Origin of the sequence: Priestia sp. FSL H7-0729 (assembly GCF_038005685.1) — a bacterium.
Classification (GTDB): domain Bacteria; phylum Bacillota; class Bacilli; order Paenibacillales; family Paenibacillaceae; genus Paenibacillus.
Genome location: NZ_JBBOTQ010000004.1, coordinates 87,299 through 111,803, shown reverse-complemented (window position 1 = coordinate 111,803; position 24,505 = coordinate 87,299). Strand labels below are relative to the sequence as shown.

19 protein-coding genes and 1 other annotated feature are annotated in these 24,505 nt (G+C 46.8%); of the genes, 2 read left to right on the top strand and 17 right to left on the bottom strand.

Annotated features, from left to right (window positions below; translation table 11 throughout):
- Positions 1 to 86: 86 nt before the first annotated feature.
- From carB to pyrR, 5 genes are all read right to left on the bottom strand, one after another.
- Entirely contained in the window at positions 87 to 3,305 is a 3,219-nt protein-coding gene (gene carB / locus MHH93_RS11600; RefSeq protein WP_500054171.1) for a carbamoyl-phosphate synthase large subunit, read from the bottom strand.
- Position 3,306: 1 nt separating this feature from the next.
- Positions 3,307 to 4,449 carry a glutamine-hydrolyzing carbamoyl-phosphate synthase small subunit gene (gene carA / locus MHH93_RS11595; RefSeq protein ID WP_062835434.1) on the bottom strand — a complete coding sequence of 381 codons (1,143 nt, stop codon included), beginning with the start codon at positions 4,447 to 4,449 and terminating at the stop codon, positions 3,307 to 3,309.
- A gap of 404 nt (positions 4,450 to 4,853) precedes the next feature.
- The gene (gene pyrC / locus MHH93_RS11590; RefSeq protein WP_500054170.1) at positions 4,854 to 6,158 is read right to left on the bottom strand and encodes a dihydroorotase; all 1,305 of its coding nucleotides are present in this window, start codon (positions 6,156 to 6,158) and stop codon (positions 4,854 to 4,856) included.
- Positions 6,159 to 6,285: 127 nt separating this feature from the next.
- Positions 6,286 to 7,197, bottom strand: a complete 912-nt coding sequence (locus MHH93_RS11585) for an aspartate carbamoyltransferase catalytic subunit (protein ID WP_445252978.1) — start codon at positions 7,195 to 7,197, stop codon at positions 6,286 to 6,288.
- The gene (gene pyrR / locus MHH93_RS11580) at positions 7,197 to 7,760 is read right to left on the bottom strand and encodes a bifunctional pyr operon transcriptional regulator/uracil phosphoribosyltransferase PyrR (protein WP_017687330.1); all 564 of its coding nucleotides are present in this window, start codon (positions 7,758 to 7,760) and stop codon (positions 7,197 to 7,199) included. Before pyrR ends, MHH93_RS11585 begins: the two co-directional genes overlap by 1 nt.
- Before the next feature lie 709 nt (positions 7,761 to 8,469).
- Between pyrR and MHH93_RS11575 the strand changes: the two genes are divergently transcribed.
- Positions 8,470 to 11,145, top strand: coding sequence for a YhgE/Pip domain-containing protein (locus MHH93_RS11575; RefSeq protein ID WP_500054169.1), 2,676 nt, complete (start codon positions 8,470 to 8,472; stop codon positions 11,143 to 11,145).
- Between the two features lie 85 nt (positions 11,146 to 11,230).
- Here the strand turns inward: MHH93_RS11575 and MHH93_RS11570 are convergent, their stop codons facing one another.
- The 8 genes from MHH93_RS11570 to lspA form a co-directional block, all read right to left on the bottom strand.
- Entirely contained in the window at positions 11,231 to 12,535 is a 1,305-nt protein-coding gene (locus tag MHH93_RS11570) for a DUF6080 domain-containing protein (RefSeq protein WP_500054168.1), read from the bottom strand.
- Positions 12,536 to 12,566: 31 nt separating this feature from the next.
- Positions 12,567 to 12,887, bottom strand: a complete 321-nt coding sequence (locus tag MHH93_RS11565) for an EamA family transporter (RefSeq protein WP_500054167.1) — start codon at positions 12,885 to 12,887, stop codon at positions 12,567 to 12,569.
- On the bottom strand, positions 12,874 to 13,164 hold the full coding sequence (locus MHH93_RS11560) for an EamA family transporter (RefSeq protein ID WP_197997836.1): 291 nt from the start codon (positions 13,162 to 13,164) through the stop codon (positions 12,874 to 12,876). Before MHH93_RS11560 ends, MHH93_RS11565 begins: the two co-directional genes overlap by 14 nt.
- Positions 13,165 to 13,190: 26 nt before the next feature.
- A complete protein-coding gene (locus tag MHH93_RS11555) occupies positions 13,191 to 13,823 on the bottom strand; it encodes an HAD family hydrolase (RefSeq protein WP_500054166.1) in 633 nt (210 codons plus the stop codon).
- Positions 13,824 to 13,841: 18 nt separating this feature from the next.
- Positions 13,842 to 14,732: a decaprenyl-phosphate phosphoribosyltransferase gene (locus tag MHH93_RS11550; protein WP_500054386.1), complete on the bottom strand. Its 891-nt coding sequence runs from the start codon at positions 14,730 to 14,732 to the stop codon at positions 13,842 to 13,844.
- 202 nt (positions 14,733 to 14,934) lie between these two features.
- Positions 14,935 to 16,188 carry an LL-diaminopimelate aminotransferase gene (locus MHH93_RS11545; RefSeq protein ID WP_036674844.1) on the bottom strand — a complete coding sequence of 418 codons (1,254 nt, stop codon included), beginning with the start codon at positions 16,186 to 16,188 and terminating at the stop codon, positions 14,935 to 14,937.
- Positions 16,189 to 16,299: 111 nt separating this feature from the next.
- The gene (locus tag MHH93_RS11540) at positions 16,300 to 17,262 is read right to left on the bottom strand and encodes an RluA family pseudouridine synthase (protein ID WP_500054165.1); all 963 of its coding nucleotides are present in this window, start codon (positions 17,260 to 17,262) and stop codon (positions 16,300 to 16,302) included.
- Complete coding sequence (gene lspA, locus MHH93_RS11535; RefSeq protein ID WP_091028497.1) at positions 17,255 to 17,749, bottom strand: signal peptidase II; 495 nt, start codon at positions 17,747 to 17,749, stop codon at positions 17,255 to 17,257. Before lspA ends, MHH93_RS11540 begins: the two co-directional genes overlap by 8 nt.
- A 221-nt stretch (positions 17,750 to 17,970) precedes the next feature.
- Between lspA and MHH93_RS11530 the strand changes: the two genes are divergently transcribed.
- A complete protein-coding gene (locus tag MHH93_RS11530; RefSeq protein ID WP_500054164.1) occupies positions 17,971 to 18,708 on the top strand; it encodes a TraR/DksA C4-type zinc finger protein in 738 nt (245 codons plus the stop codon).
- Between the two features lie 38 nt (positions 18,709 to 18,746).
- On the opposite strand, the gene MHH93_RS11525 is transcribed toward MHH93_RS11530, so the two are convergent.
- The 4 genes from MHH93_RS11525 to MHH93_RS11510 all read right to left on the bottom strand — a co-directional run bounded on the left by MHH93_RS11525 (position 18,747) and on the right by MHH93_RS11510 (position 24,497).
- Entirely contained in the window at positions 18,747 to 19,103 is a 357-nt protein-coding gene (locus tag MHH93_RS11525) for a DUF5665 domain-containing protein (protein WP_149846747.1), read from the bottom strand.
- A gap of 164 nt (positions 19,104 to 19,267) precedes the next feature.
- Positions 19,268 to 22,366, bottom strand: a complete 3,099-nt coding sequence (gene ileS / locus MHH93_RS11520; protein WP_500054163.1) for an isoleucine--tRNA ligase — start codon at positions 22,364 to 22,366, stop codon at positions 19,268 to 19,270.
- 342 nt (positions 22,367 to 22,708) lie between these two features.
- Positions 22,709 to 23,000 (bottom strand) — a binding site (T-box leader).
- Between the two features lie 57 nt (positions 23,001 to 23,057).
- On the bottom strand, positions 23,058 to 23,567 hold the full coding sequence (locus tag MHH93_RS11515) for a DivIVA domain-containing protein (protein WP_062835445.1): 510 nt from the start codon (positions 23,565 to 23,567) through the stop codon (positions 23,058 to 23,060).
- 147 nt (positions 23,568 to 23,714) lie between these two features.
- Positions 23,715 to 24,497, bottom strand: coding sequence for a YlmH family RNA-binding protein (locus MHH93_RS11510; RefSeq protein WP_500054162.1), 783 nt, complete (start codon positions 24,495 to 24,497; stop codon positions 23,715 to 23,717).
- Positions 24,498 to 24,505: the final 8 nt, after the last annotated feature.

Genomic DNA, 24,505 nt, shown 5'->3' with positions numbered 1-24,505 from the left:
CACTTGCTCAATTTTTCCGTTTTTGCCCGATATAAAGGACATCCCGCCAGCCCGCAGGCTGACTGATGTCCTTTATCAGTGAATATTTATTTTATAAAGGCAGGCATTGCTTCCGAAGAGAAGTTGATCGTTTGCAGCATGATCAGCAGCGCACGAATCGTATCCAGTGAAGTCATACATACAATGCCGTTCTCTACCGCTTCACGACGGATACGGAATCCGTCACGCTGTGGTGTTTTGCCTTTGGTGAGTGTGTTGAAGACAAAGTTCGCTTCGCCGCTGCGGATCATATCCAGAATGTTCGGCGAACCTTCGCTTAACTTGTTCACCGTCGTTACCGGAATGTTCGCTGCTTCAAGCGCAGCCGCTGTTCCACCAGTAGCCATGATTTTGTAACCCAGTCTGTAGAAACCTTCGAGCAAAGGAACTGCTTCGTCCTTGTCTTTATCTGCTACAGTCACGACAATCGCTCCGGTTGCTGGAATTTTCATTCCTGCCCCGATGAGACCTTTGAACAACGCTTTAGCGTAATTCGGGTCACGGCCCATAACCTCACCTGTAGACTTCATCTCAGGTCCGAGGGTTGGCTCTACACGACGCAGCTTCGCGAAGGAGAAGACCGGTACTTTAACAGATACATGATCCGACTCAGGCCACAGTCCATCGACATAACCAAGATCTTTCAGTTTCACACCCAGAATGGCTTGTGTTGCCAGGTTCGCCATTGGAATGTTGGTTACTTTGCTCAGGAATGGCACGGTACGGGATGAACGCGGGTTCACCTCGATAATGTACACTTGACCATCATGGATAACAAACTGGATGTTGACCAAACCGACCGTTTTCAGTTCTTTCGCAATTTTGATTGTAATCTCTACAATTTTCTCTTTCATATCCTGGGACAGATGTTGAGGAGGATATACCGCGATGGAGTCACCAGAGTGAACCCCTGCACGCTCGATATGTTCCATGATGCCCGGAATCAATACCGTTTCACCATCACAGATGGCGTCAACCTCAACTTCTTTACCCATCATATAACGGTCGATCAGAACCGGATGCTCCGGATTGATTTTAACCGCCTGTTCCATGTATGTCAGCAATTCAGCATCGGAGTATACAATCTCCATCGCACGACCGCCGAGTACATAGGAAGGACGAACCAGTACCGGATAGCCCAGACTTTGAGCTGTTTCTACAGCATCATCAACGGAAATGACCGTTTTACCTTTCGGCTGTGCAATCTCCAGACGGGAGAGCAGACGCTCGAACTTCTTGCGGTCCTCCGCCTCATCGATGCTTTCCAGATCCGTTCCGAGAATCGTTACACCTGCATTACGCAGTGGTGCTGCCAGGTTGATGGCCGTTTGTCCACCGAACTGTACGATAACGCCTACTGGCTTCTCTTGTTCAATCACGTTCATGACATCTTCGAAGAAGAGTGGTTCAAAGTACAGACGATCTGATGTATTAAAGTCCGTCGACACCGTCTCCGGGTTATTATTGATAATGACTGCTTCATAGCCTGCTTTTTGCAAAGCCCATACGGCGTGTACCGTAGAGTAGTCAAACTCGATACCTTGACCGATCCGGATTGGTCCTGAACCCAGTACCACAACTTTTTTCTTGTCGGAAGGGATCACTTCGTTCTCTGTCTCGTATGTTGAGTAGTAATATGGCGTTGTTGCTTCGAACTCAGCTGCACATGTATCTACCATTTTGTAGACTGGGCGCAGGTTCTCTGCTTCCCGACGAGTTCTAACTTCAGCTTCAGTCGTTAATGTGCCGCCAGGTTGACCTTGCGCACGCAGTTCGGCAATGGCGCGGTCTGTGAATCCAAGGCGTTTCGCTTGATATAGAATGTCGGAAGACAATTCGGATTCTTCGCGAATGCGATCTTCGAATGCGATGAGACCTTCGATTTTGTCCAGGAACCACCAGTCGATCTTGGTCAGATCCTGCAATTGTTGCAACGTATATCCTCTGCGGAATGCTTCGGCAATCAGGAAGATACGCTCATCATCTGCTTTGATCAGACGTTCGTTCAGTGTATCTTCATCCAGCGTTTCGGCATCCTTCAAGTAAAGGCGGTGTACGCCAATCTCAAGGGAGCGCACGGCTTTGTGAATCGACTCTTCGAATGTCCGGCCAATGGCCATTACTTCGCCTGTTGCTTTCATCTGAGTTCCCAGTTTACGGTTCGCCGAGATGAACTTGTCGAACGGCCAGCGTGGGATTTTGCTCACGATATAATCCAATGTTGGCTCGAAGCAAGCATATGTTTGGCCTGTTACCGGGTTCACGATTTCGTCCAGTGTGTAACCCATGGCAATTTTCGCAGCCATCTTCGCAATTGGATAACCCGTTGCTTTTGAAGCCAGCGCCGATGAACGGCTTACCCGTGGGTTAACTTCGATAACATAGTATTGGAAGCTGTGTGGGTCCAGTGCGAACTGTACGTTACATCCACCCTCGATATTCAGGGCACGGATGATTTTCAGTGAAGCTGAACGCAGCATTTGATATTCACGGTCCGACAGGGTTTGGCTTGGTGCTACGACGATACTGTCGCCTGTATGAACACCTACCGGGTCAAAGTTTTCCATGTTGCAGACAACGATACAGTTATCGTTTTTGTCCCGCATAACTTCATACTCGACTTCTTTCATGCCTGCAATGCTCTTCTCGACCAAACATTGCCCAATTGGGCTGTAACGAATTCCCGCTGCCACAGTTTCGCGCAGCTCTTCTTCGTTCGCACAGATTCCGCCGCCTGTTCCTCCCAGCGTATAAGCTGGTCGCACGATGATTGGATAACCAATCTCAGCTGCAAATTCAAGTGATTCTTCAAGTGTCGTTACAATTACACTCTCAGGTACAGGCTGTTCCAGTTCACGCATCAGGTCACGGAACAGATCACGATCTTCCGCTTTCTCGATGGATGTCAGCTGCGTTCCGAGCAATTTCACATTTTCACGTTCCAACACACCTGCACGTGCCAGTTCCACAGCCATGTTCAGACCTGTCTGACCACCCAGTGTTGGCAACAAGCCGTCTGGACGCTCCTGACGAATGATTTGGGTTACAAAATCCAGTGTGATTGGCTCAATGTAGACTTTGTCAGCCATGTTAGTATCCGTCATAATGGTCGCCGGGTTGCTGTTGATAAGTACAACTTCCACGCCTTCTTCTTTCAGAGCCTGGCAAGCTTGTGTACCGGCATAGTCGAACTCGGCCGCTTGACCGATGACGATTGGACCGGAACCAATCACCAGGATTTTTTTGAGATCTTTGTTAATCGGCATGTTATTGTGCTCCTTTCACTGCGGCTGCCAATACGGCTTGACGCGGCTTTTGCGGGTTAGTGATTTTATGCTCGCGAATCATCTCGATAAAGCGGTCAAACAGATAGCTGTTGTCGTAAGGACCCGGTGCTGCTTCAGGGTGGTATTGAACTGAGAATGCCGGGAATGATTTATGTTTCAGACCTTCAATGGTCTTATCGTTATTGTTGATATGTGTAACTTCCAAATCCGTGCTCTTCACAGACTCTTCGTTTACGGTAAATCCATGGTTTTGGGATGTGATGAAGCAACGTCCGCTCTCCAGTTCTTTGACCGGGTGGTTTCCTCCGCGATGTCCAAACTTGAGTTTTTCGGTATCTGCTCCTGCTGCAAGTGCGAACAATTGGTGACCCAGGCAGATGCCGAAGATCGGGTATTCGCCAAGCAGTTCACTGATCATTTTAACTGCATGAGGTACATCTTTCGGGTCCCCAGGGCCGTTGGACAGTTGAATGCCGTCCGGGTTCAGGCGACGAATCTCGTCTGCTGTTACATCGTGCGGAACAACGACAACGTCACAGTTACGTTTGCTGAGTTCGCGCAAGATTCCTGTTTTAGCACCATAATCCACGAGCACAATACGCTCAGCCGTTCCCGGGCTGTTGTAGACATGCTCTGTAGAAGTCATTGGCACCTGGTTACGCAGCTCGGCGATGGTGGTGTCTCCCATCATCTCCAGCAGTTCTTCCACAGGCTTCGATCCTGTTGTGAGAATTCCCTTCATGGTGCCGTGGTGACGAATCCGGCGAGTCAACATGCGTGTATCAATTTCGCTGATTCCTACGATACCGTATTCCTTGAGCAGATTGTCTACGCTGTATTCCGCACGCCAGTTGCTTGGCGTTGGCTCATGACGACGTACAACGAAACCGTGCACGTATGGACGAATCGACTCAAAGTCATCACGCGTAATGCCGTAGTTTCCGATCAGCGGATACGTCATGGTTACGATTTGACCGCAATAGGAAGGATCCGAAAGCACCTCTTGATAGCCTGTAATTCCCGTATTAAAAACGACCTCACCTGTCGTTTCACCTTCAGCACCGAATGCTTTCCCGGTGAACAGTGTGCCGTCTTCCAACAATAATCTTGCCTGTGCCTGCATCCCATTTCACTCCTCTGTGTTTATCAACGTTGAATACTTTGAGTTGAACATGGGCGTTACGTGTGGTGCGGCTCCGTGGGCAGACAACCCTTTGATCGCTGTTATCCCCGGATTACTTTGATCCCATTCTTCAAATGGAGTAATCCGGTGATAAAGGCGAACGCTTTGCTTCTTCGGGTTCTTTCTGCCCTCTACGCAGTTACGTTGGTGTCCATGTTCAAAAGCATTATTCAACTGTGTTTTGTTTCGTATGTTAGACTCTCGGCATGATTTGCCTCGAGTTAGTTGAAAAGATGTTACTGGTGTAAAAGTTACAGATTAAGTTTTAGAATTAGAAAGATTTGTTGTTTTAGAAAAGTTGAATATATAGAGTTACTGATTTATTAATTTGTTGAGTTACCGTTTTACTGTTGTACCGTGTTATCCCACACGCTTTTGCCATCCACCCAAGTTTGTACGGCCCAGCCTTTCAGCTTCCAGCCTGTGAATGGGGTGTTTCTTCCTTTGGTTGCAAACGTTGCAGGATCAACCGCTTTTTCCTCGTTCAGGTCAATCATCGTGATATCTGCTGGCGCTCCTTCTTCCAGTTTGCCAGTATCCAGTCGGAATACCCGTGCCGGATCAGCAGTCATGCGTTTCACCAGGAAGTCCAGGCTCCACAGTCCTGTTTCCACAAACTTCGTGTACAGCAGCGGGAAGGCTGTTTCGAATCCAACGATTCCGAAAGGTGCCAGCTCCATGCCTTTGGCTTTCTCTTCTTCACTGTGTGGCGCGTGATCAGTTACGATCATGTCCAGCGTGCCGTCCAGCAAACCTTCGATACATGCCTGCACATCACGTGGTGAGCGTAGTGGCGGGTTCATCTTCCAGTTGGCGTCCATGCCCGGGATATCTTCATCCGACAACACCAGATGGTGCGGACACACCTCAGCAGTTACTTTAATACCGATGGATTTCGCCAGACGAATCAGGCGAACCGATTGCTCTGTGCTTACGTGGCAGACGTGGTAATGAACTCCCGTTGCTTCTGCGAGCAGAATATCCCGGCCTACGTGGATCGCCTCGGATTCATTAGGAATGCCTTTGATACCATGACGTTTGGAAAACTCACCTTCCGTCACATATCCACCAACAACCAATGAGTCATCTTCACAGTGAGCGATCACTGGCATATCCATGCTTGCTGCGAGGCTCATGGCATCCTTCATCATTTGAGCGTTTTGTACGCCTACACCGTCATCCGTGAATCCAATAGCGCCTGCTTCTTTTAATGCAGCAAAATCGGTGAGTTCACGACCCAGTTCGTTTTTGGTAATGGCTGCATAAGGCAACACTTTAACCAGATCCGCTTCTTTGGCTTTATCCAATACCAGTTTTACAACTTCCGCTGTGTCTGTTACCGGTCTTGTGTTCGGCATGCAAGCAATCGTTGTAAATCCACCTTGTGCTGCTGAACGAGCACCTGTCTCGATCGTCTCTTTGTGTTCGAATCCAGGTTCACGCAGATGCACGTGCATATCGATTAATCCCGGAATGACCAGTTTGCCTGATGCGTCTGTCACATGATGCGCTGACTTTTCGGCATCCAATACGGTTTGATCTTCCAGGCCAGCGATCTTTTTGATTTTACCTTCATCTATAATGATGGTTTTCCGTTCAAGTTCCCCTTGTTGGTTCAAGATATTCGCATTCTTTATAATCTGTAGCATAATTTCCCTCCGCTTCGGTTCTGTCCGGCTTACCAGGCAAGCCGGATGATTTTCTTTATCGTTTACTCTCTTATTGCTCTATAAGAACCGCCATCTTCGTCAGCCTATGACCCACAGCCAGACCCTGTTACAGTTTCATCGCACGTTCCATAACCGCCATGCGGATTGGAACGCCGTTTGCCATCTGCGGGAAGATCCGTGATGCTTCACTCTCCACAACCGCGTCATCTACCTCGACGTTACGGTTCACTGGAGCAGGGTGCATGATAATGGTGCTTGGTTTTAGGCGTGACGCCCGTTCTTCCGTCAATCCGTAGTGTTCGCGATAATCCTCAGCTGAAGTAATTAAGCCATGTTGATGACGTTCCAGTTGAACACGGAGCATCATGACTACATCTGCATCCAGCGCTTCTTCAAAACCGACATAAGGAGCATGCTCTGCGAGTTCCGGTGCCTGCATCGTTTGCGGTGCACAGAAGCGTACATCTGCGCCAAACTTTTGCAGCGCCCACAGGTTGGAGCGCGCTACGCGGCTATGCAGAATGTCACCTATGATGGAGACACGCAAGCCTTTCAGTTCGCCAAATGCTTTCCGCATCGTGTAGAGGTCCAGCAACGCCTGTGTGGGATGCTCATTGTTGCCGTCTCCGGCGTTCACGAGCGGAACACTCACTTTCTTAGCCAGCTGTTGCAGAACGCCTGCCGGTTTCAACCGGATCACGCCTGCATCAATGCCCATCGACTCAAGTGTTCGCACTGTGTCGTAGATGGACTCTCCTTTTTCTACACTGGATGCGGCTGCCGTAAAGTTCAGCACTTGTGCGCCCAGGCGTTTCTCTGCCATTTCGAAGGAGAAGCGGGTACGTGTGCTGTTCTCGAAGAACATGTTTGCAACGAAGCGTGATTCAAGTACAGGAACCAGTTTCTCTTTTTGCGCTTCCCAGTGAGCCGCCCTGTTCAGAATGGACTCGATCTCTCCTCGGCTAAGTTCCTTCAGTCCAAGCAAGCTCCGGTCTCTCAATGCTGTCTGTGTAATCATCATGCTTGCTCCCCCCGGTTCTGAGTGATTTTGACTTCGTCCTGTCCGTCCGTTTCCATGAGTGCAACTTCGATCTCCTCTGATTTGGAAGTCGGCACATTCTTGCCGATAAAATCAGGTCGAATCGGAAGTTCCCGGTGCCCGCGGTCTGCGAGCACCGCCAGCTGAATGTTCTGTGGTCTTCCACAGTCCATCAAGGCATCCATCGCTGCGCGAATCGTCCGTCCGGTATAGAGCACATCATCGAACAAGATCACTTTTTTGTTATGGATCGAAAGTGATTCAGGTGTCATAATCAACATTTCCTTGCGATTCGCTTTGTTTTCGTCCAAGCGATCATCGCGGTAAGGAGTCACATCCAGTTCTCCCCAGGGGACTTTGGCGCCTTCGATTTCTTCAATCTTCGCGGCAATCCGTTCTGCGAGGTAAACCCCGCGTGTACGGATACCGACCAGCACACAATCGTCGATTCCTTTGTTTTTCTCCAATATCTCATGGGCAATCCGTGTTAATGCGCGGCGGATCGCCGTCTCATCCATAATGACATGTGTCTCTGTGCTCATGCGTTCAGCCTCCTCAGGATTTCCCTTCAGATCATGGCCCCGTGACGAGGAGAACAAAAAAGACTCCTTGCCGTGTTTATTGGCAAGGAGTCTCCGAACTTCAGACCGCTCTGAAGAAAGTTTACTCTCGGGGATGCATCGCTTCATTTGCCGCAGCAAAAAAACGATGTATCGTTCACGTTACCTTGCCAGTCTCACGGGACTGATTTAAAGGTGCTATTCATGTCGTTCATATTGCAGGACCTCACAGGGTTCTGTAATCAATATGTCCGTTTGTCTTCATGAATTATGACAGAAAGACAACCCCCTGTCAACACCTCACCATCGCAGGTGGAAACCCTCTGCTACGTTCTTCATAGAATCAGCAGTTAGGCTGAAAAACATCCATGCACAATACATCTCATTGGTTATTCATAATTATACAACATTTCTGCATATTTATCCATAGGAAAATGAGAAATTCGAGATAACCAAAATAAACCTCTGATTAAGCTTAAGTAGAGACAAAACAGTTCTTTCTAGAACAAACGGTCAGTTCCATCTTACGCATTAAATGAAGGCTCTGAATTAGTACCAATTGAAATGGGTACAGTTTATAAACATAAACCCATTCATTGATGCTACTGTAATGCCGATATACATAAGATTCGCAAATATGCGACATGGAAATAAGATACGCTCAACATTTATGTACATTTAGGAGGAAGTCATGCGTCACATTTGGCACGTTTACAAAACAGACTGGTTGCATATTCTGAAGGTTCCCACAGGTATATTTCTAATTGTGGCTATTATTTTACTGCCCGGGGTGTATGATTGGGTCAACGTGAAGTCCGTATGGGACCCCTACAGTAACACCCAAGGGATCAAAATTGCAGTGACAACCGAGGATGAGGGTACAACTGTTGCAGGTACCCCTGTCAATATCGGAGACGAATTGGTATCCAGCCTCAAGCACAATGAAAAGCTGGGCTGGACTTTTGTGAATCGGAGCGAAGCCAGTCGGGGTGTAGAAACAGGAGATTATTATGCAAGCCTGCTCATTCCCGGAGATTTTTCATCCAAAATTACAGGTATCGTTGACGGAAAGCTGGAGCGCCCAGAGGTAATCTATACCGTTAATGAGAAGGTGAATGCCATTGCTCCTAAAATCACAGGCTCTGGTATATCTGCGATAACAACACAAATCAATGAAAATTTCACTGAAGCCGTCAGTGAGGCCGTTCTAAGCAAGTTGAAGGATGCCGGGGTTGAAATTAACGCGCAGCTTCCAACTTTGCGCAAGATGGAGAATGGGATTTTCACACTGGAGAAAAATCTTCCGGCCATACAAGCCGCAGGTCAAAAGGTCCTGGAAGTCGAAAAAGCCATGCCTGAGATTGTAAAAGATGCTCAAAAGATCGTCGAAATCGAAAAAAAACTACCTGAAATTAATCAAGCGGCACAGTATGTACTCAAGGTCCAGGAGTATTGGCCACTAATTAATGATGCTGCTTCCGAAGTGTTGGCTATTCAAGGTCGGATACCAGATATACAAAAAGCGGTAGAACGCATTCGAGAAGTGGATGAAAACTTTGGTCAGGTATCAAGTGTCATCCAAACAGCTCTGGACAAAACCAATAAAGCTCTGTCTATCGTGACGGCCGCTGAACAAGATCTGGACAAGGTATCCCAAATCACTGGCAATGGGATTGAGCTCGCCGAAGGCTTGAATCAATTTGTAGATTCAACTGAAGAAGCGTTTCAGGCCATTGGCCCAACGATCCGCCAAAATTTGCTGCTGGTGCAGCAGATTACCAACGCTGCTGACGACGTATTTGCTCAATTGCAAAATTCGGATCTTAATCACCTGCCCACAGCAGAAGATCTGGACCGGGTTGCTGCACGCTTGGGGATTGCGGTAAAATTTGTCGACAGTATGGCAGAACTGTTGGGCAAAATAGACAACTTGCTTCCAAGCCATCCACTTGCCGAACAAATTCAGCAGTTGAACTCTGTTTCAGATAAACTGCAGTTGCAAATCCGGCTGGCTGGGATCATCAGTGATACCATGCGCCGCAATACAACGCTACCCGCAGACGTCATCGCTCAGTTAAATTTGCTCTCCAAAGACATTAGCAGCGGCATTGGCAACCTCTTGAATACGTATGAAAGTAAAATATCACCGGCTCTATCGGCTGGTGTGGATAAACTGCGGTCCATCCTCTCCACTTCTTCAGGTACACTACAGGGAGCAAGAGATCGTATTCCGGATATTGCAGACATTCTTGCATCTGCCAAAGAAGGGATTACGTTTGGGCAGACCGAGTTGACCAAAATCCAGAGCGAACTGCCTCAAATACAATCCAAGATCCATGAGATATCAGAGACACTTGCGAACAAAAGTGAAGGTTTCATCCAGGCTTTGAACACCGTCTCTTCCTTAATTCGAACCGATCTGCCCAATCTGGGAACCAAACTGAACGAAGCGGCTGATTTTGTTCGTAATGATCTGCCTAATGCCGATAAACAGATAAGCAAGGCATCCGATTTTGTTCAGAACCAGCTTCCGGAGGTCGAAAAAGGAGTACATCGTGTTGCGACGCTGGTACGTGATGATCTGCCAGCATTGGAAAGTGCCATCAGCAAGGCTGCAGACAAGCTCAGGGAAGTTGAAGGTAATAACCAGTTTGCCGAGCTTGCCAAACTTCTGCGCGGCGATATCGAAGAAGAGAGTGCTTTCCTCGCAAGTCCAGTGCAAATAAAGGAACAGCAACTTTACCCGATTCCGAATTATGGATCGGCCATGTCGCCATTTTATGGCGTGCTGTCCTTGTGGGTCGGTTCAACGCTGCTGATCTCCCTGCTTCGTGCTGAAGCTGAGAATCCGGATGGCAAGTTCCGGGGATACGAGTTGTATCTCGGACGTCTTGCTACTTTTCTGACCATTGGATTGCTCCAAGCGATATGTGTCACCTTGGGAGATATCTTAATTCTGGGTACCTATGTCGCAGATAAACTGTGGTTTGTTCTGTTTGCCATGCTGGTGAGTACCGTTTTTGTCACCATCACGTACACCCTGCTGTCCGTTTTTGGGAATATCGGAAAAGGGATCGCCATCATCTTCATGGTGTTCCAGTTCTCCAGCTCCGGTGGTACGTTCCCAATCAGCATGACATCCCCCTTTTTCCAGGCATTGAATCCGTTCATGCCCTTCACGTATGCAATCAGTCTGCTGCGTGAGTCGGTCGGCGGTATATTATGGTCTACCGCCATCAAGGATATTCTGTGGTTGTGTATGTTCATCGCACTGAGTCTCATTGTTGCTCTCGCTTTGAAACGTCCACTCAGCAGTCTCACCAAACGTTCAGCAGAGAATGCCAAGAAGACCAAAATTATTGCTTAACTCATTTGCTCGACATGAAAAAGAAAAGGCCGTTGGACTTTCCATCCAATGGCCTTTTCTTTTTTTCTTATATAGATACATTTGATTATTTTACTAAGCGTTCCTGTTCCAGCTGATCATAGGATTGTTTGATTGTTGTTAATGTTTCTACGTGACGATAGATGTTGTTACTTGCCGTAACGATGACACATAACATGATCAAGCCTATTACCGCTTTTTTCCCCAACCCCGGGCGAAGGCTGATGACGAAACCTCCACCCAACAGGAAGAACGCAAACAGATAGTGTCCCGCATACAGGTACATATCATATTGAAATACAGCCAATCCAAAGCCCACGACTACATGAAGCAAAAAGGCAAACAGGATATATGGCACAAGGGTCCATACTTCACGTTCACGAATGCCTTTAATGATGCCCATGAGTGCCAATAGTAAAATAAAGATACCTGTAATCTGCACAACAATTGGATTGGAACGGGATAGATCGGTAACAAAGGCTACCATGCCCGGGTCCAGTAAATGCATCTTCGGTGTCAGCATAGGGTTAATGGTTAGCATGTTCAATGCTTTCCAGTGAACAGCGAACTGGAATGGTGTTGCGTAGCTAGTCCCACCATTTTGAATGCCCAATAACCAATTACTTACCCAGCTGCGACCTCCAAATGCAACATATTGAATGCCTGTTAATACGATAATAATCAGAACCGCTAGTGCCATGATGCCGATGTATTTTTTAAAATTGGCCTTATTACGCCATGCATGCATATTGAAGAAAGTGGCACCAGCAAACGGTACGATATTGGTCGAGGTTAATCCAAAGTTAATCGACGCAAGCAATGCATTGGGTATATATCGTACGTCCTGACGCTCACGCGTATACTGCATGTAAACCACGGAGAACAGAATAACGAACTGCACATAAGAATACGAATCCGGGATCAACGCGGTATACATCAGATAGGAACTGAAACCAAATAGTAAGGCGAACAGCAAAGGTACGATGGTCGGTTTATCTTCTTTTTGACTGAGAAAGAGATACGCCAGCACCACCGATCCTGCATTCACCAGCGATTGCAGGATTAGAAAGAACCAGTTGCCTCCCAGCAGCTTCGCTACAGCCGCAAGAGCTACTGCGAGAAAGGAAATCAGCGGATGGATAACGGAAGAACTGTTGTCGCCATAATACATTGAAGGATCAAAGTTGAATAAATTGATTGGAAACAGCATCGTATTAAACGGGCTATACTTCCCCAGCAATTCCGCATTATTTTCAATGTATAGAACGTACGAGCCGTTCATTAAACCATAGAATAGAGCAAATCCTGCAAACAGGTAAAAGGCTGTCCAGTTGGCTCTTCGATTATAAAATAAGTAGTCCAAAAATTTCATACTTTCATTCACATCCTGATTAATTATAGTTCTAGAACACCAATAAACATAGGCCCCCCATAATACATGCCACACCGATCCAACGTAAAGGGCCTATCGTCTCTTTAAATACCAACATCGCAATGATCAGGGTCCAGACATAGGTTAACGCGTTGGCAGGCAGTACAACGGTTAATGGAAGAAACTTCAACAATACAATATTCAGCAACGCACCTGTTCCGTAGAATCCGAGTCCCATGAGTACATGCAGGCGATTGCGACTAGATGCATAAGCTTTCAGTCCGGCCCCGCCCAATGCACCACACAACGTCATGACAATTAATACGGCAACCATCCAGCTATCGATCAACACTGGTTAATGTCACCCCGATTCCAAGCAACACAACTGCTGCCAGCTTCTGCACCGTAATTTCTTCCCCAAGCAAAAAATATCCATAGATTAAGGCAAATACGTAGCTGGCACACATCAGAGGATAAGCAACAGAGAGTTTTTCCAGAGCAAAAGCTTTAATCATCAAAATGGCTCCAAGTCCATAACACAGAAAACCAACACCCAGGTAGATCCACTCGGTTAGTCCCCATTTCCAGAACAATTGACCCGTTGCTGTCAGAAAAGCCGAAACGAGCATCAACCATTTACCAGTATGACGAGATTTTATTTCCCCCACGTTAATGCCTCCATGTCCGGAACACGCTTGTTAATAAAGTATCGTTGACTCACTAGCTGCATGACTGGAAGGTCGGATAAAGAGTCCGAGTAGGAACATGACTGGTCATAATCAATGACCATATTCTTCTCCCTCAGATAAGCCTGAATTCGGCGGACCTTCTCTTCCCCTTTGCAATTGCTGCCATCAACTCTGCATGTGTAACCATTCGCATGACGGACAAGTTCAGTTCCAATGACATGATCCACCCAGGGAAAATTATTAAAGTATTTCATATAGGCATGCGGAGATGCAGTTACCAGTAAGACGTGATAACCTGCTTCTTTGCGATGTTGCATCTCTACACTGGCTTCGGCAAAAATGGACGTACGCAAGCGGGTATCAAAGAAATGTTCCAGGTCTTTTTCAGACATACGCTCAATTTCTTGAAAGTAGGAACGTTTAACTCGTTCAACAGTCATGAAGCCTGCTTTGAATAAAACAGTATGTAATGCAATGACAGGTAGTCTCCATACCTGCCACGGGTAACGGCGAACACCGTAATGCACAAATTGAAACATGGAATCACTGCGTATAATTGTTTTATCAATATCAAAAATTGCGACTTTCGTGCTTTTCACCCTGATCCCCCTCAGCCTTTATTCAAAGATAGTAAAAATGATAACAACACTGATGACATACAAAATTACCGTAATTAATATGGGCTTGTCCTCAAACAGTACACGATCGGGCGAACCTCCCTGGTTCTTCATGTGGATCAGATACAGGTAACGGAACATGCCATAGATAACCAGTGGAATGGTCCACATCAAGTGAATGGTCCGATCTGAAGTGAATGTGAATAGAGAGTAGCTGATAATCGTAGCTGTCGTCACAATCGTATTGAATTGATCCAGCAACGTAATGGAGTAGTTGTCCAACACCTTACGGTGTGATCCCGTATTCCCCTCAAGCAACGTAAGTTCATTCCTGCGTTTGCCAATAGCCAAAAACAACGACAACAGCATGGTACAGATCAAAAACCACGGTGTAAATGGCACCTGGATCAGCACACCACCTGCAATGGCACGAAGTACAAAGCCGGCTGCAATGGTCATCATATCCAGGATAACGAGATGTTTCAGCACAAATGAATATGATACATTCAATAGAAAATAGACGATACATAATATCCCGAATAGAGGGTTCATCATGAAGGCCGTTCCTACGGAAAGGATTAACAGTATAATGCCAAACAACAAAGCATGCGTCGGATTCACCTGCCCAGAAGCCATGGGACGATACTTTTTCACCGGATGCTGTCGATCCCTGTCCCGGTCTACAAAGTCATTTAAAATATAAACACAGCCTGCAACGAGGCTAAATAGAATAAAACCAAGCAAAGTCGCAAGAATGGTTTCAGTCCGAATCTCCTCAAAAGAAAATAGTAACGCAGCAAATAACAGCAAATTTTTAGTCCACTGTTTGGGTCTTAACAATCTGAATAATCCTGATACTGTACTTCCTGTTCCTGTAGCCGGTGAGGACACCGTACTTGTTCGTGATGATAACAATTGTAATAACTCCCTTCAAAAACAACTTCTGTATATAACAAATAACGTAAAGATCTAATCATATGTTGCTTGTATAATTTTGTAAAGGGAGTAAATAAAAAAAATCTAATATGAACATAAAAAAGAGACCGTTACCGGTCTCTTCGTTTTCATATATTTAATCTATAGGGTACTACAATTAAAATTCGAATTGCACATCGCTCAGACGACGTTTGATCTCAGCAATAACGCGTTTCTCTTCCTCTTCACCCTTCGCTTCAAAGGTTACGGAGAAACGAACAAAGTTACCTGCATCATCCCAAGGTACGGATGAGATCAATTTCTCACGGATCAGGAATTGGGAGAAATCTTCGCCGGATTCGAAGCGACGTCCACCAACCACACCTTTTGGTGCTTCAACATACAGGAAGAATGAACCTTTAGGTTTTTCAGCCTGGAAGCCCAGTTCGTTCAATGCGGCAACGAGCATGTCGTGACGGCGGGAATACTTCTCTGCAATTTTTTCCGTTATTTCAGGGTGATTCAATCCGTAAGCAGCAGCCTTTTGAATCGCGATGAACTGACCGGAGTCATTGTTGTCCTTCACGTCACTGAATGCTTTGACTACAAGCGGGTTACCCGCTACGAATCCGATTCTCCAACCCGTCATGTTGTAGGACTTGGATAGAGAGTGCAGCTCTACGCCGACATCCTTCGCTCCAGGTACGGACAGGAAGCTGAACGGTTTTTTGCCATCATACGTCAATGCTGCGTATGGAGCATCATGTACAACCACAACATTGTATTTCTTAGCCCACTCCACAACTTCAGTGAAGAACTCCACCGTCGCGCTTGCGCCTGTTGGGTTGTTCGGGTAGTTCAGGTAGAGCAATTTTGCACGTTTTGCGATGTCTTCCGGAATAGCCGTCAGATCAGGCAGGAAGTTGTTCTCTTTCGTCAATTGAATGTTGAACACTTCTCCACCCAGATACTTCGTATGTGTACCCATAACCGGGTAGCCTGGAACGGTCATGATTGTCACATCACCCGGATTGATGAAGCATGAAGGCATCATCGCCAAAGCCGGTTTGGAACCAATAGAGTGCACGATTTCAGTATCAGCATCGATACCTTCTACGTTAAATACGTTTTTCAGGTAGGAAGCTGCTGCAGCTTTGAATTCAGGGATACCATTGTCGGCATAACCACGGTTCTCAGGTCTGGAAGCTTCTTCTGCAAGTGCAGCTACAATGCCTGCATCCGCCATTTCATCCGGTTCACCTACACCAAGGTCAATCAGTTCCACATCGGGAAAATCTTTTTTGGCCGAAGCTTTGGCACGTTTGATTTTCTCGAATTTATAAATGTTCGTGTCTTTACCATAGTTGGAGCCACCGATACGGTCGGCAAAATTAGTCTGAATGTAAGTTTCTTGGTATTTATCGATACTCATAACGTTGTTCATCTCCTCATTGTGACGCAAATTTCTACACTTTAATATGAAGCATTTGCGTGATCAAAGCCATGGACAAAGTATCCGAACATTTGTACTTTCTTGGAGCTGTTATCGACTGCGTAGCGAGGCAAGAACGTCTTCCATATCCTGAGGAAGCGGAGCTGAAAATTCAAGGTATTCTCCCGTTGTTGGATGCACAAATCCAAGAATGGCCGCATGAAGAGCCTGTCCTTGCATTTTGATGCCTTTATTCCTTCCGTAAGTTGGATCTCCTACAAGCGGGTGACCAATAAATTTCATGTGAACGCGAATCTGGTGAGTACGTCCTGTCTCCAGTTTTAATTCCAGCAAGGTGTAATCATTAATCCGCTCTGTAACGGTAAAATGTGTAACGGCATGTTTACTGTTACGTTCCGTGACTGTATACATTTTGCGGTCATTGGTATCTCGTCCAATCGGTGCATCAATGGTGCCTTGATCATGGTTAAGATGACCATGTACGAGTGCAATATACCGTCTGTTCACCGTATGGTCCTTCAACTGAGCGGCCAGTGAGGCGTGAGCGCGATCGTTCTTGGCAGCCATGATCAGGCCGGATGTATCCTTATCGATACGATGCACAATACCAGGGCGTAACTCCCCATTAATACCCGAGAGGTCTTTGCAGTGATACATGAGTGCATTAACGAGGGTACCCGACGTATGTCCCGGTGCTGGATGCACCACAAGACCACGCTGTTTGTTAATCACGATCAGGTCGCTGTCTTCATATACCACTTCCAGTGGAATATCTTCGGCTACGATCTCCACAGAAGTTGGTTCTGGAATCTGTAACTCGACCAGATCCCCTTCGGATAACTTGGCATTAGCTTTGACTACTGCACCATTTACCGTAACCATTCCGTCTCCGATCCACAATTGGACTTGGGAGCGAGATACGTTATCCACGGCTTCCGTAATATATTTGTCAATTCGTTCTTTTTTATGTTCAGCGGCAACGGTCCATTCCATTCGTTCATTGCCATTCATTAGTTCTTCGTCGTTAATCTGTTCCTTATTCGGATTACTCATGATGTTCATTCCCTTCAATCTTCGCGGCTGCTTTTTCGCGCCGTCCTTCCAGCAACGTCTCCACAATGATCAACGCTACACCGATGCAGATTGCCGAATCGGCGATGTTAAAAATGGGAAACGTATAACTTCCAAAATTAAGTTGTACAAAATCTACAACTTCTCCGGTCAATGCCCGGTCAAGGAAGTTGCCAATTGCTCCACCAAGCACCAAACTAAGCGCCACAGGCAGCAATTTGTGCGGGGTATCTTTTACTTTTTGCAAATACCAAATCAAGGCAACGACCACAATCAACGTAACCACGATAAAGAACCAACGCTGGTCTTGCAGTATGCCAAAAGCTGCTCCTGAGTTACGATGTGATGTGATGACAAAGAAATTGCCGATAACCGGAATTTCTTCTCTGAGTTCCATCCGGGTTGCAATCAGATACTTGGTTCCCTGATCCAATAAAAATACGATAAAAGCGAGGATATAATACACCACGTTTGTTTGTCACTCCGTTCTTGTCTTTTCCAAACGATACCAGGCTTACGCCAGACTTGTTTATTGTAGCACAGCTGTTTGGAAATCGTCCACGACGCGCTACATCGGTAATACTAATGGCAAAACCGATAACATTTCCCTTCTGTAATCTTGCCCTTAATGGCACATCCTACAATAGAGTCAAAATCCGGATTCCAGCATGAAGCAGAAAGGGGAAAATCATGTCACATTTTACTACCGAACAACTGCAATTTTTACGTTCCCAACTGATGTCCGATAAGCGCGATATTGAACATAGACTGTCGGAAAACGAGCATTATGGGCTTGGAGACTCCCTTAAGCTTCAGACAGGTGAACTATCACCAATTGATAACCACCCAGGCGACATCGCCACGGAAGTGTATGAACGCGAGAAAGATATTTCCCTGCTGGAACATGATGAGTTCCAATTGGAGCGAATCGATTCTGCACTGCACTCCATCGAAGAAGGACATTATGGGACATGTGCGGTCTGCCAGCAACCCATCCCTTATGAACGCATGGAGGCTGTTCCCTACACGAAATACTGCAAAAAACATCAACCGGAAACCGTTGTCTCCGAAAACCGTCCTGTAGAGGAAGAATTCCTAGCCCCGGCATTCGGTCGAACCAGTCTGGACGAGCGCGATGATCAGAATGGCTTCGATGGTGAAGACACCTGGCAAATTGTTGAAAGCTGGGGCACATCGAACTCACCAGCCATGGCTGAGGGACGCGATATTGATAGCTATGATGTTATGGCTATTGAAGCCACCGATGAAGTGGAAGGCTGCGTTGAAGCGTACGAAAGCTTTGTTGCAACCGACATCTATGGTCATGACGTATCCATCGTTCGCAATCGGCAATATCGCCAGTATCTGGAGAACCGTGAGGGCGAGGGTCTGTTAGAACCGGATAGGGAGACGGATGACTTTTACTAACTGTAACTTAATATCATTCACCTTTAATCGCTAATCTCTTAGTAGGTGTTCATATCAAGCTGGCGCTGGACAATGCGCACAATATCAGCGATGTAGTCTCCAACAATGGGAAGATTGAGCGCCCCGAGTAGCTGTAAAACGTAAATAATCGTTGCTGCGAAAAAGGTAAAACCAATCGCGATCCCCACTCCTCGTGCTGCTCCAGACAACAAGTTAAGTCCGATTAATTTCCATGGTCTGTTCAGCAATTCTGTGTATTGCGCAATGCGCGAACGTTCCAGTTCATTCGCCAGACGGTTAGTCAAGGTATGTAGCTCTTCAATTTTGTCATGCGAATTCAGATGATCTGATGTTGATGGTGTAGCAGTTTCCGCTTGCTTGTCATGTTCGCTCATGTTTTGGTCAGTTCCTTTGATCAATATAGATTGACTGCACTATAGAATCATTGCCTTTTTGCCTAAAAAACAAACGAGCCCAGAACGAGGGAAAATGTCCCTGCCTGCGGCTCGTTTTGTTTATGCTCTAAATTCTGTCCCTATTGAATGGGAAATGCTTCGAATTATGCTTCGATGTAAATACCGATCGATTTGCCTCCGGCTTCAACACGTTCCATGGACTCATTCGAGCCAAATGTCACTTCGGTTACGAGAACATTTTCACGCAACACATCATCGAACGCCTGAATAGCTTCCTGCAGGGATACATCTACATCCAGTGTCAAACGTACTCTTTTCTCAATCGGCAAATCGAGTCGTTTCCGGGTATCCTGCACAGCACGAACCACTTCACGGACCCAGCCTTCCTGTTCCAGTGCTGCTGTGATTTCGGTATTGAGCGCAACCGTCAGACCGTAACCAGATGCTGAAGCAAAACCTGATTTTGCCTGTTTATCAACCAATAATTCTTCGCTCGTCACTTGCAGCTCTTCTCCTTCCGGAGAAACGATGTTCAGCACACCTTCCGAAACCACTTTACGCGTCTCATCGGCCGACATTCCCTTGAAGAAGTTTTGCAGGAATCCTACGTTTTTACCGTATTTCTTACCTGCAACTTTCAGGTTCAGCTTCAATGTAAAGTCAACGAATTCCGCATCGTTATGCTCCGTACGGATTCCTTTTACATTGATCTCTTCCTTGATGATCTCTTCATAACTTGACAGGTCAAAGCCTTTATCCAGAGAAACGATCAATTCGGACAGCGGCTGACGTGTCTTGATACCTGTTTCGTTACGAACGTTACGTGCAAGTTCAACCACACGGCGGGCTGTCTCCATATCCTGTTCCAGTCCTGCATCAATCAGCGCTTCATTCGCTACCGGATAGTCTTCCATGTGTACACTCTCGCCTGTTGCAAGGTTCAAGTAGATATCTTCTGCGAGCATCGGTGTAAACGGAGCAACCAGTTTTGCGGTAGTCACCAACACCTCAGTCAATGTGCGGTACGCGTCCAGTTTATCCTCTGTCAGGCCACTTCCCCAGAACCGGTCACGGGAACGACGGATATACCAGTTACTCAGCTCATCAACAAATGCTTCAATCGCTTTGGAAGAGTTCAGATAGTCGTTAACCAAAAGCGCTTTTTCTACAACCAGGATCAGACTGTTCAGCCTCGAGAGAATCCAGCGATCCAACTTATGTGCGGACAGTTGGAACGGGTGCTCCTGTGGATCAAATCCATCAATGGTAGCATATAGCGTCAGGAATGCATGGGTGTTAACCAGCGTATCCACCATTTTGGATTTGGCTTCGCCTACGATCCCTTTGGAGAAACGTTTGCTGTTCCACGGTGCACTGTCAGACAACAAAGCCCAACGGAATGCATCCGTACCGTATTCTTCAATCACTTCCCACGGATCGATCACGTTACCTTTGGATTTGGACATCTTCTGTCCGTTCTCATCCAGAACGTGTCCTGTAGCCATAACTGCTTTGTAAGGTGCTTTGCCTGTCAAAAGGGTAGAAACCGCCAGCAAGCTGTAGAACCAGCCGCGTGTCTGGTCAATCCCTTCACAGATCATATCCGCAGGATACTGCTGTTCGAATACTTCTTTATTTTCAAATGGATAGTGTTGCTGGGCAAACGGCATGGAGCCGCTGTCGAACCAGACATCGATCACTTCCGGTGTACGTTTCATTTCATATTTGCCACAAGAGCTCATGACTTTAACGTCATCCACATACGGTTTATGCAATTCAAGATTCTCAGGCACATCACCTACCGCACGAGCACGCAATTCTGCAATGCTGTGTGGAGCAAATTGTTCGCCAGTCTCCTCGCACACCCAGATGTTCAGCGGAGTTCCCCAATAACGATCACGGCTAATGTTCCAATCCACCAGATCCTCAAGGAATTTACCGAAACGTCCTTCACGAACGTGACCCGGGTACCAATCGACTTCACTATTGTTGGCAATCAACTGATCCTTGATGGCTGTCGTTTGGATAAACCAACTGTCCATTGCATAGTACAATAGCGGTGTATCACAACGCCAGCAGAATGGATAGCTGTGCTCATATTTTTCTTTGCTAAACAAACGTCCATTCTCAGACAGATATCGCACGATATCAATATCACAATCCTTCACGAAACGTCCGGCAAAGTCAGTAACCTCAGCAACAAATTTACCTTCCAGGTCAACCATGTTCACAAAGCTGATCCCATTCTCACGGCATACACGGTAGTCATCTTCACCATGGGCAGGAGCCATGTGTACGATACCCGTACCACTTGCATCCGTTACAAAGCCTGCGCCCAGAATCATGTTGGCTTTCTCAGCCTGTACATAGTTAAACGGAGGATCATACGTTTTGCCAACCAGGTCGGCACCTTTCAGTGCACCAATGATCTCATACTCACCCTTGGTATCTTTCATTACTTTCTCTACCAAATTCGTTGCCATGATGTACACTTCATCACCTTGACGAACACGGGAGTAGTCCATTTCCGGATTCACGGCAAGTGCTACGTGTGAAGGCAGCGTCCAAGGTGTCGTTGTCCAGGCAAGCACGAATTCTCCGCTGTCATTCAGCTTGAATTTTGCTGTAGCGCTCAGGTCTTTGACGTCTTTGTACCCTTGTGCAACTTCATGCGAACTCAGTGTCGTCTGGCAAGATGGGCAATACGGACTCACACGGTGACCACGATACAACAGGCCTTTCTCATGGATTGTCGCCAGGATGTTCCATACACTCTCAATGTAGTTGTTATCAAGGGTGATATATGGGTTATCCATATCCGTCCAATATCCGATACCTTCTGTCAAATCACGCCATTGTTGCTCGTACTCGAATACGCTCGCTTTACATTCGTTAATGAATTTCTCCACGCCGTAATCTTCGATTTCCCACTTGTGGGAGATGCCAAGCTTCTTCTGTACACCCAGTTCTACGGGCAGGCCGTGTGTATCCCAACCCGCTTTACGAACAACACGGTAACCCTTCATTGTGTTATAACGACCAACAAAGTCCTTGATTACGCGGCCCAGTACGTGACCGATATGCGGTTTTCCGTTCGCAGTAGGCGGTCCTTCATAAAATACGAAGTTTGGCTTGCCCTCGCGGTTTTCGATGGATCTTTTGAATGTATTCTCCGTTTTCCATTTATCTAACACGCGTAATTCTCTTGCGCGTGCCTTCTCTTTGACGTCAACTCGTTGCATGATGATCATCTTCCTTTCAATTGTGATAAATTGTGGACCGTCCACAAAAAGCGTTTCAATCCCCCTAAATCCCCCTTACCAAGGGGGACCCCATAGGCGCTCCGCCCTCTGGACACCCGGGATGGGTTGTCGATTGGGGAACAGTTGCGCTTATGGGCGAGGGTTTATGTGCGTAGTGGCGGCCATTTTGCGGCTGTTCCCTACGTGAACGCCGCATGGCCTTACCGCGAGGCGGGTGTTGCCGGGTGCTTCGCTCCCCCGGCGGGTGGCTCTCTCCTTGAGGCACCTTTGGGCCTCATGGACGTTCGCCTTTTTTTGAAAACAAAAAAAGCCCCATCCCTGGAAAGGGACGAGACTATACTCGCGTTACCACCCTAATTCTGTTCATCACAAACCACATCCAGGCAAGCTGGGTATGCTCTGTCATCAACAGCGCTTATGCCCCGCTAAACTACCGCAGGGTGCCGTTATAACGTACGGCTTACGGTTCGGCTTACACACGGCAATCACAATCACCGCTTCAGCGTCACTTCTCCGGGGAGATATTCGGCTATAACTCACCCATTGGTTTGCACCAACCACCAACTCTCTGAGGGATGAGATCATAACGTACTGAACCCGTCATGGAATCACTATTCATTATGAATATAGTTATAGCCTCTTTGCAGACAAAAGTCAACCAGGCGACAGACTAATAAATTTCTTTCATCTCCCGCTCACGGTCACGCACTTCCTGCTCCCGGCTCTCCAGCACTTCCCAACCATCCTGAGTCAACAGTTCAAGCTGTGCTTCAACAAGCGTGCGGAAACGGGCACGGTAAATCGATGCCTGCTTTTTCAGTTCTTCCACTTCCAAAGCAATTTTACGCGATTTGCCCAACGATTCGTTCACGATCCGGTCTGCATTTTTCTCTGCTTCCTTCACGATCAACTGCGCTTCTTTCTTCGCATTATTCTTCACATCATCAGCAGCTTCCTGCGCAATGATAATCGTTTTGCTGAGCGTTTCTTCAATCGTAGCAAAATGATCCAGCTTTTCCTGAACGGACAGCAACTGATTGCTCAGCTCTTTGTTCTCGCGAATGACGCCTTCGTAATCTTTGATGACTTGATCCAGGAATTCATTGACTTCATCCTCGTCATACCCGCGCAAACGTCGGGAAAATTCCTTGTTGTGTATGTCCAGCGGCGTTAATGGCATGCTGTCCACCTCCTGTAAAATTTCCTTCCCATCCAGAGAAGGTTTGCAGCATAAATCTTTGACTTAATGTATATCGGATACACCGCGTTTTTTCTACACCTTTATGATAAACATTTCGACAAGAAAGCGGATTTTCCTGCAACAGACTCAGGCAAATTTCCCGATTTTCACTCGGCAGCGCCCTTTTTTGGTCATCCCATCCTGTTCAAGAACCTTGAAGCGGCCAAATCCCTGAATGGATACGACATCACCCGCTTTTAGCGACTTGGAGGGATCTTCCTCAACCTTCCAGTTCACACGGCAGCGCCCAGCTTTGATGGGCACCAGCACTTTACTGCGACTAAGTCGATATACATCTGCACAGATTCCATCCAAACGAAGCGAAGCGACCGTAATATCCATCGTCTCCAGTTTGTTCTCTGACCATCGCATCTGGTCCAAAGGAAGCAACTCCGTGAACACATGTAACCGATGTACCTGATTCAGTTGAAGCGATAAAAAAGCGCCGGTTTCCGCCGCCACCACTGTATGGCAACCGTCCTCCAGCACTTGGATATCCCCGATCTTTCCACGTTTCATCCCAAGCCCGAGCAGGGAACCCATATAGTCCCCATGCTCCAGCTCCGAGATTTTCTGATCATCAGACGTAATACTGAGCACCTGCATCCCCATATCCTCATCATCCAGATACATATAATCAGGTGCAACCAGCGCACGCTTGCGCTCAGCAGCCTCGTAACCACCGTCCAGACGAATCTGAACGTCATTACGGCGATTAGCAAGCGTTTGTAATATAAAGACCTGTCTTGGGTCAAGAAAGTCAGTTAGCTTCATGTCATGATACTTGCCTGCACGCTCAACCCAGTCTGAAGCCTTATCTACAAAATCTCGTTCATCATGGCTGAAATGCTCGTAAATTTCACCGCTCATTTATGTCA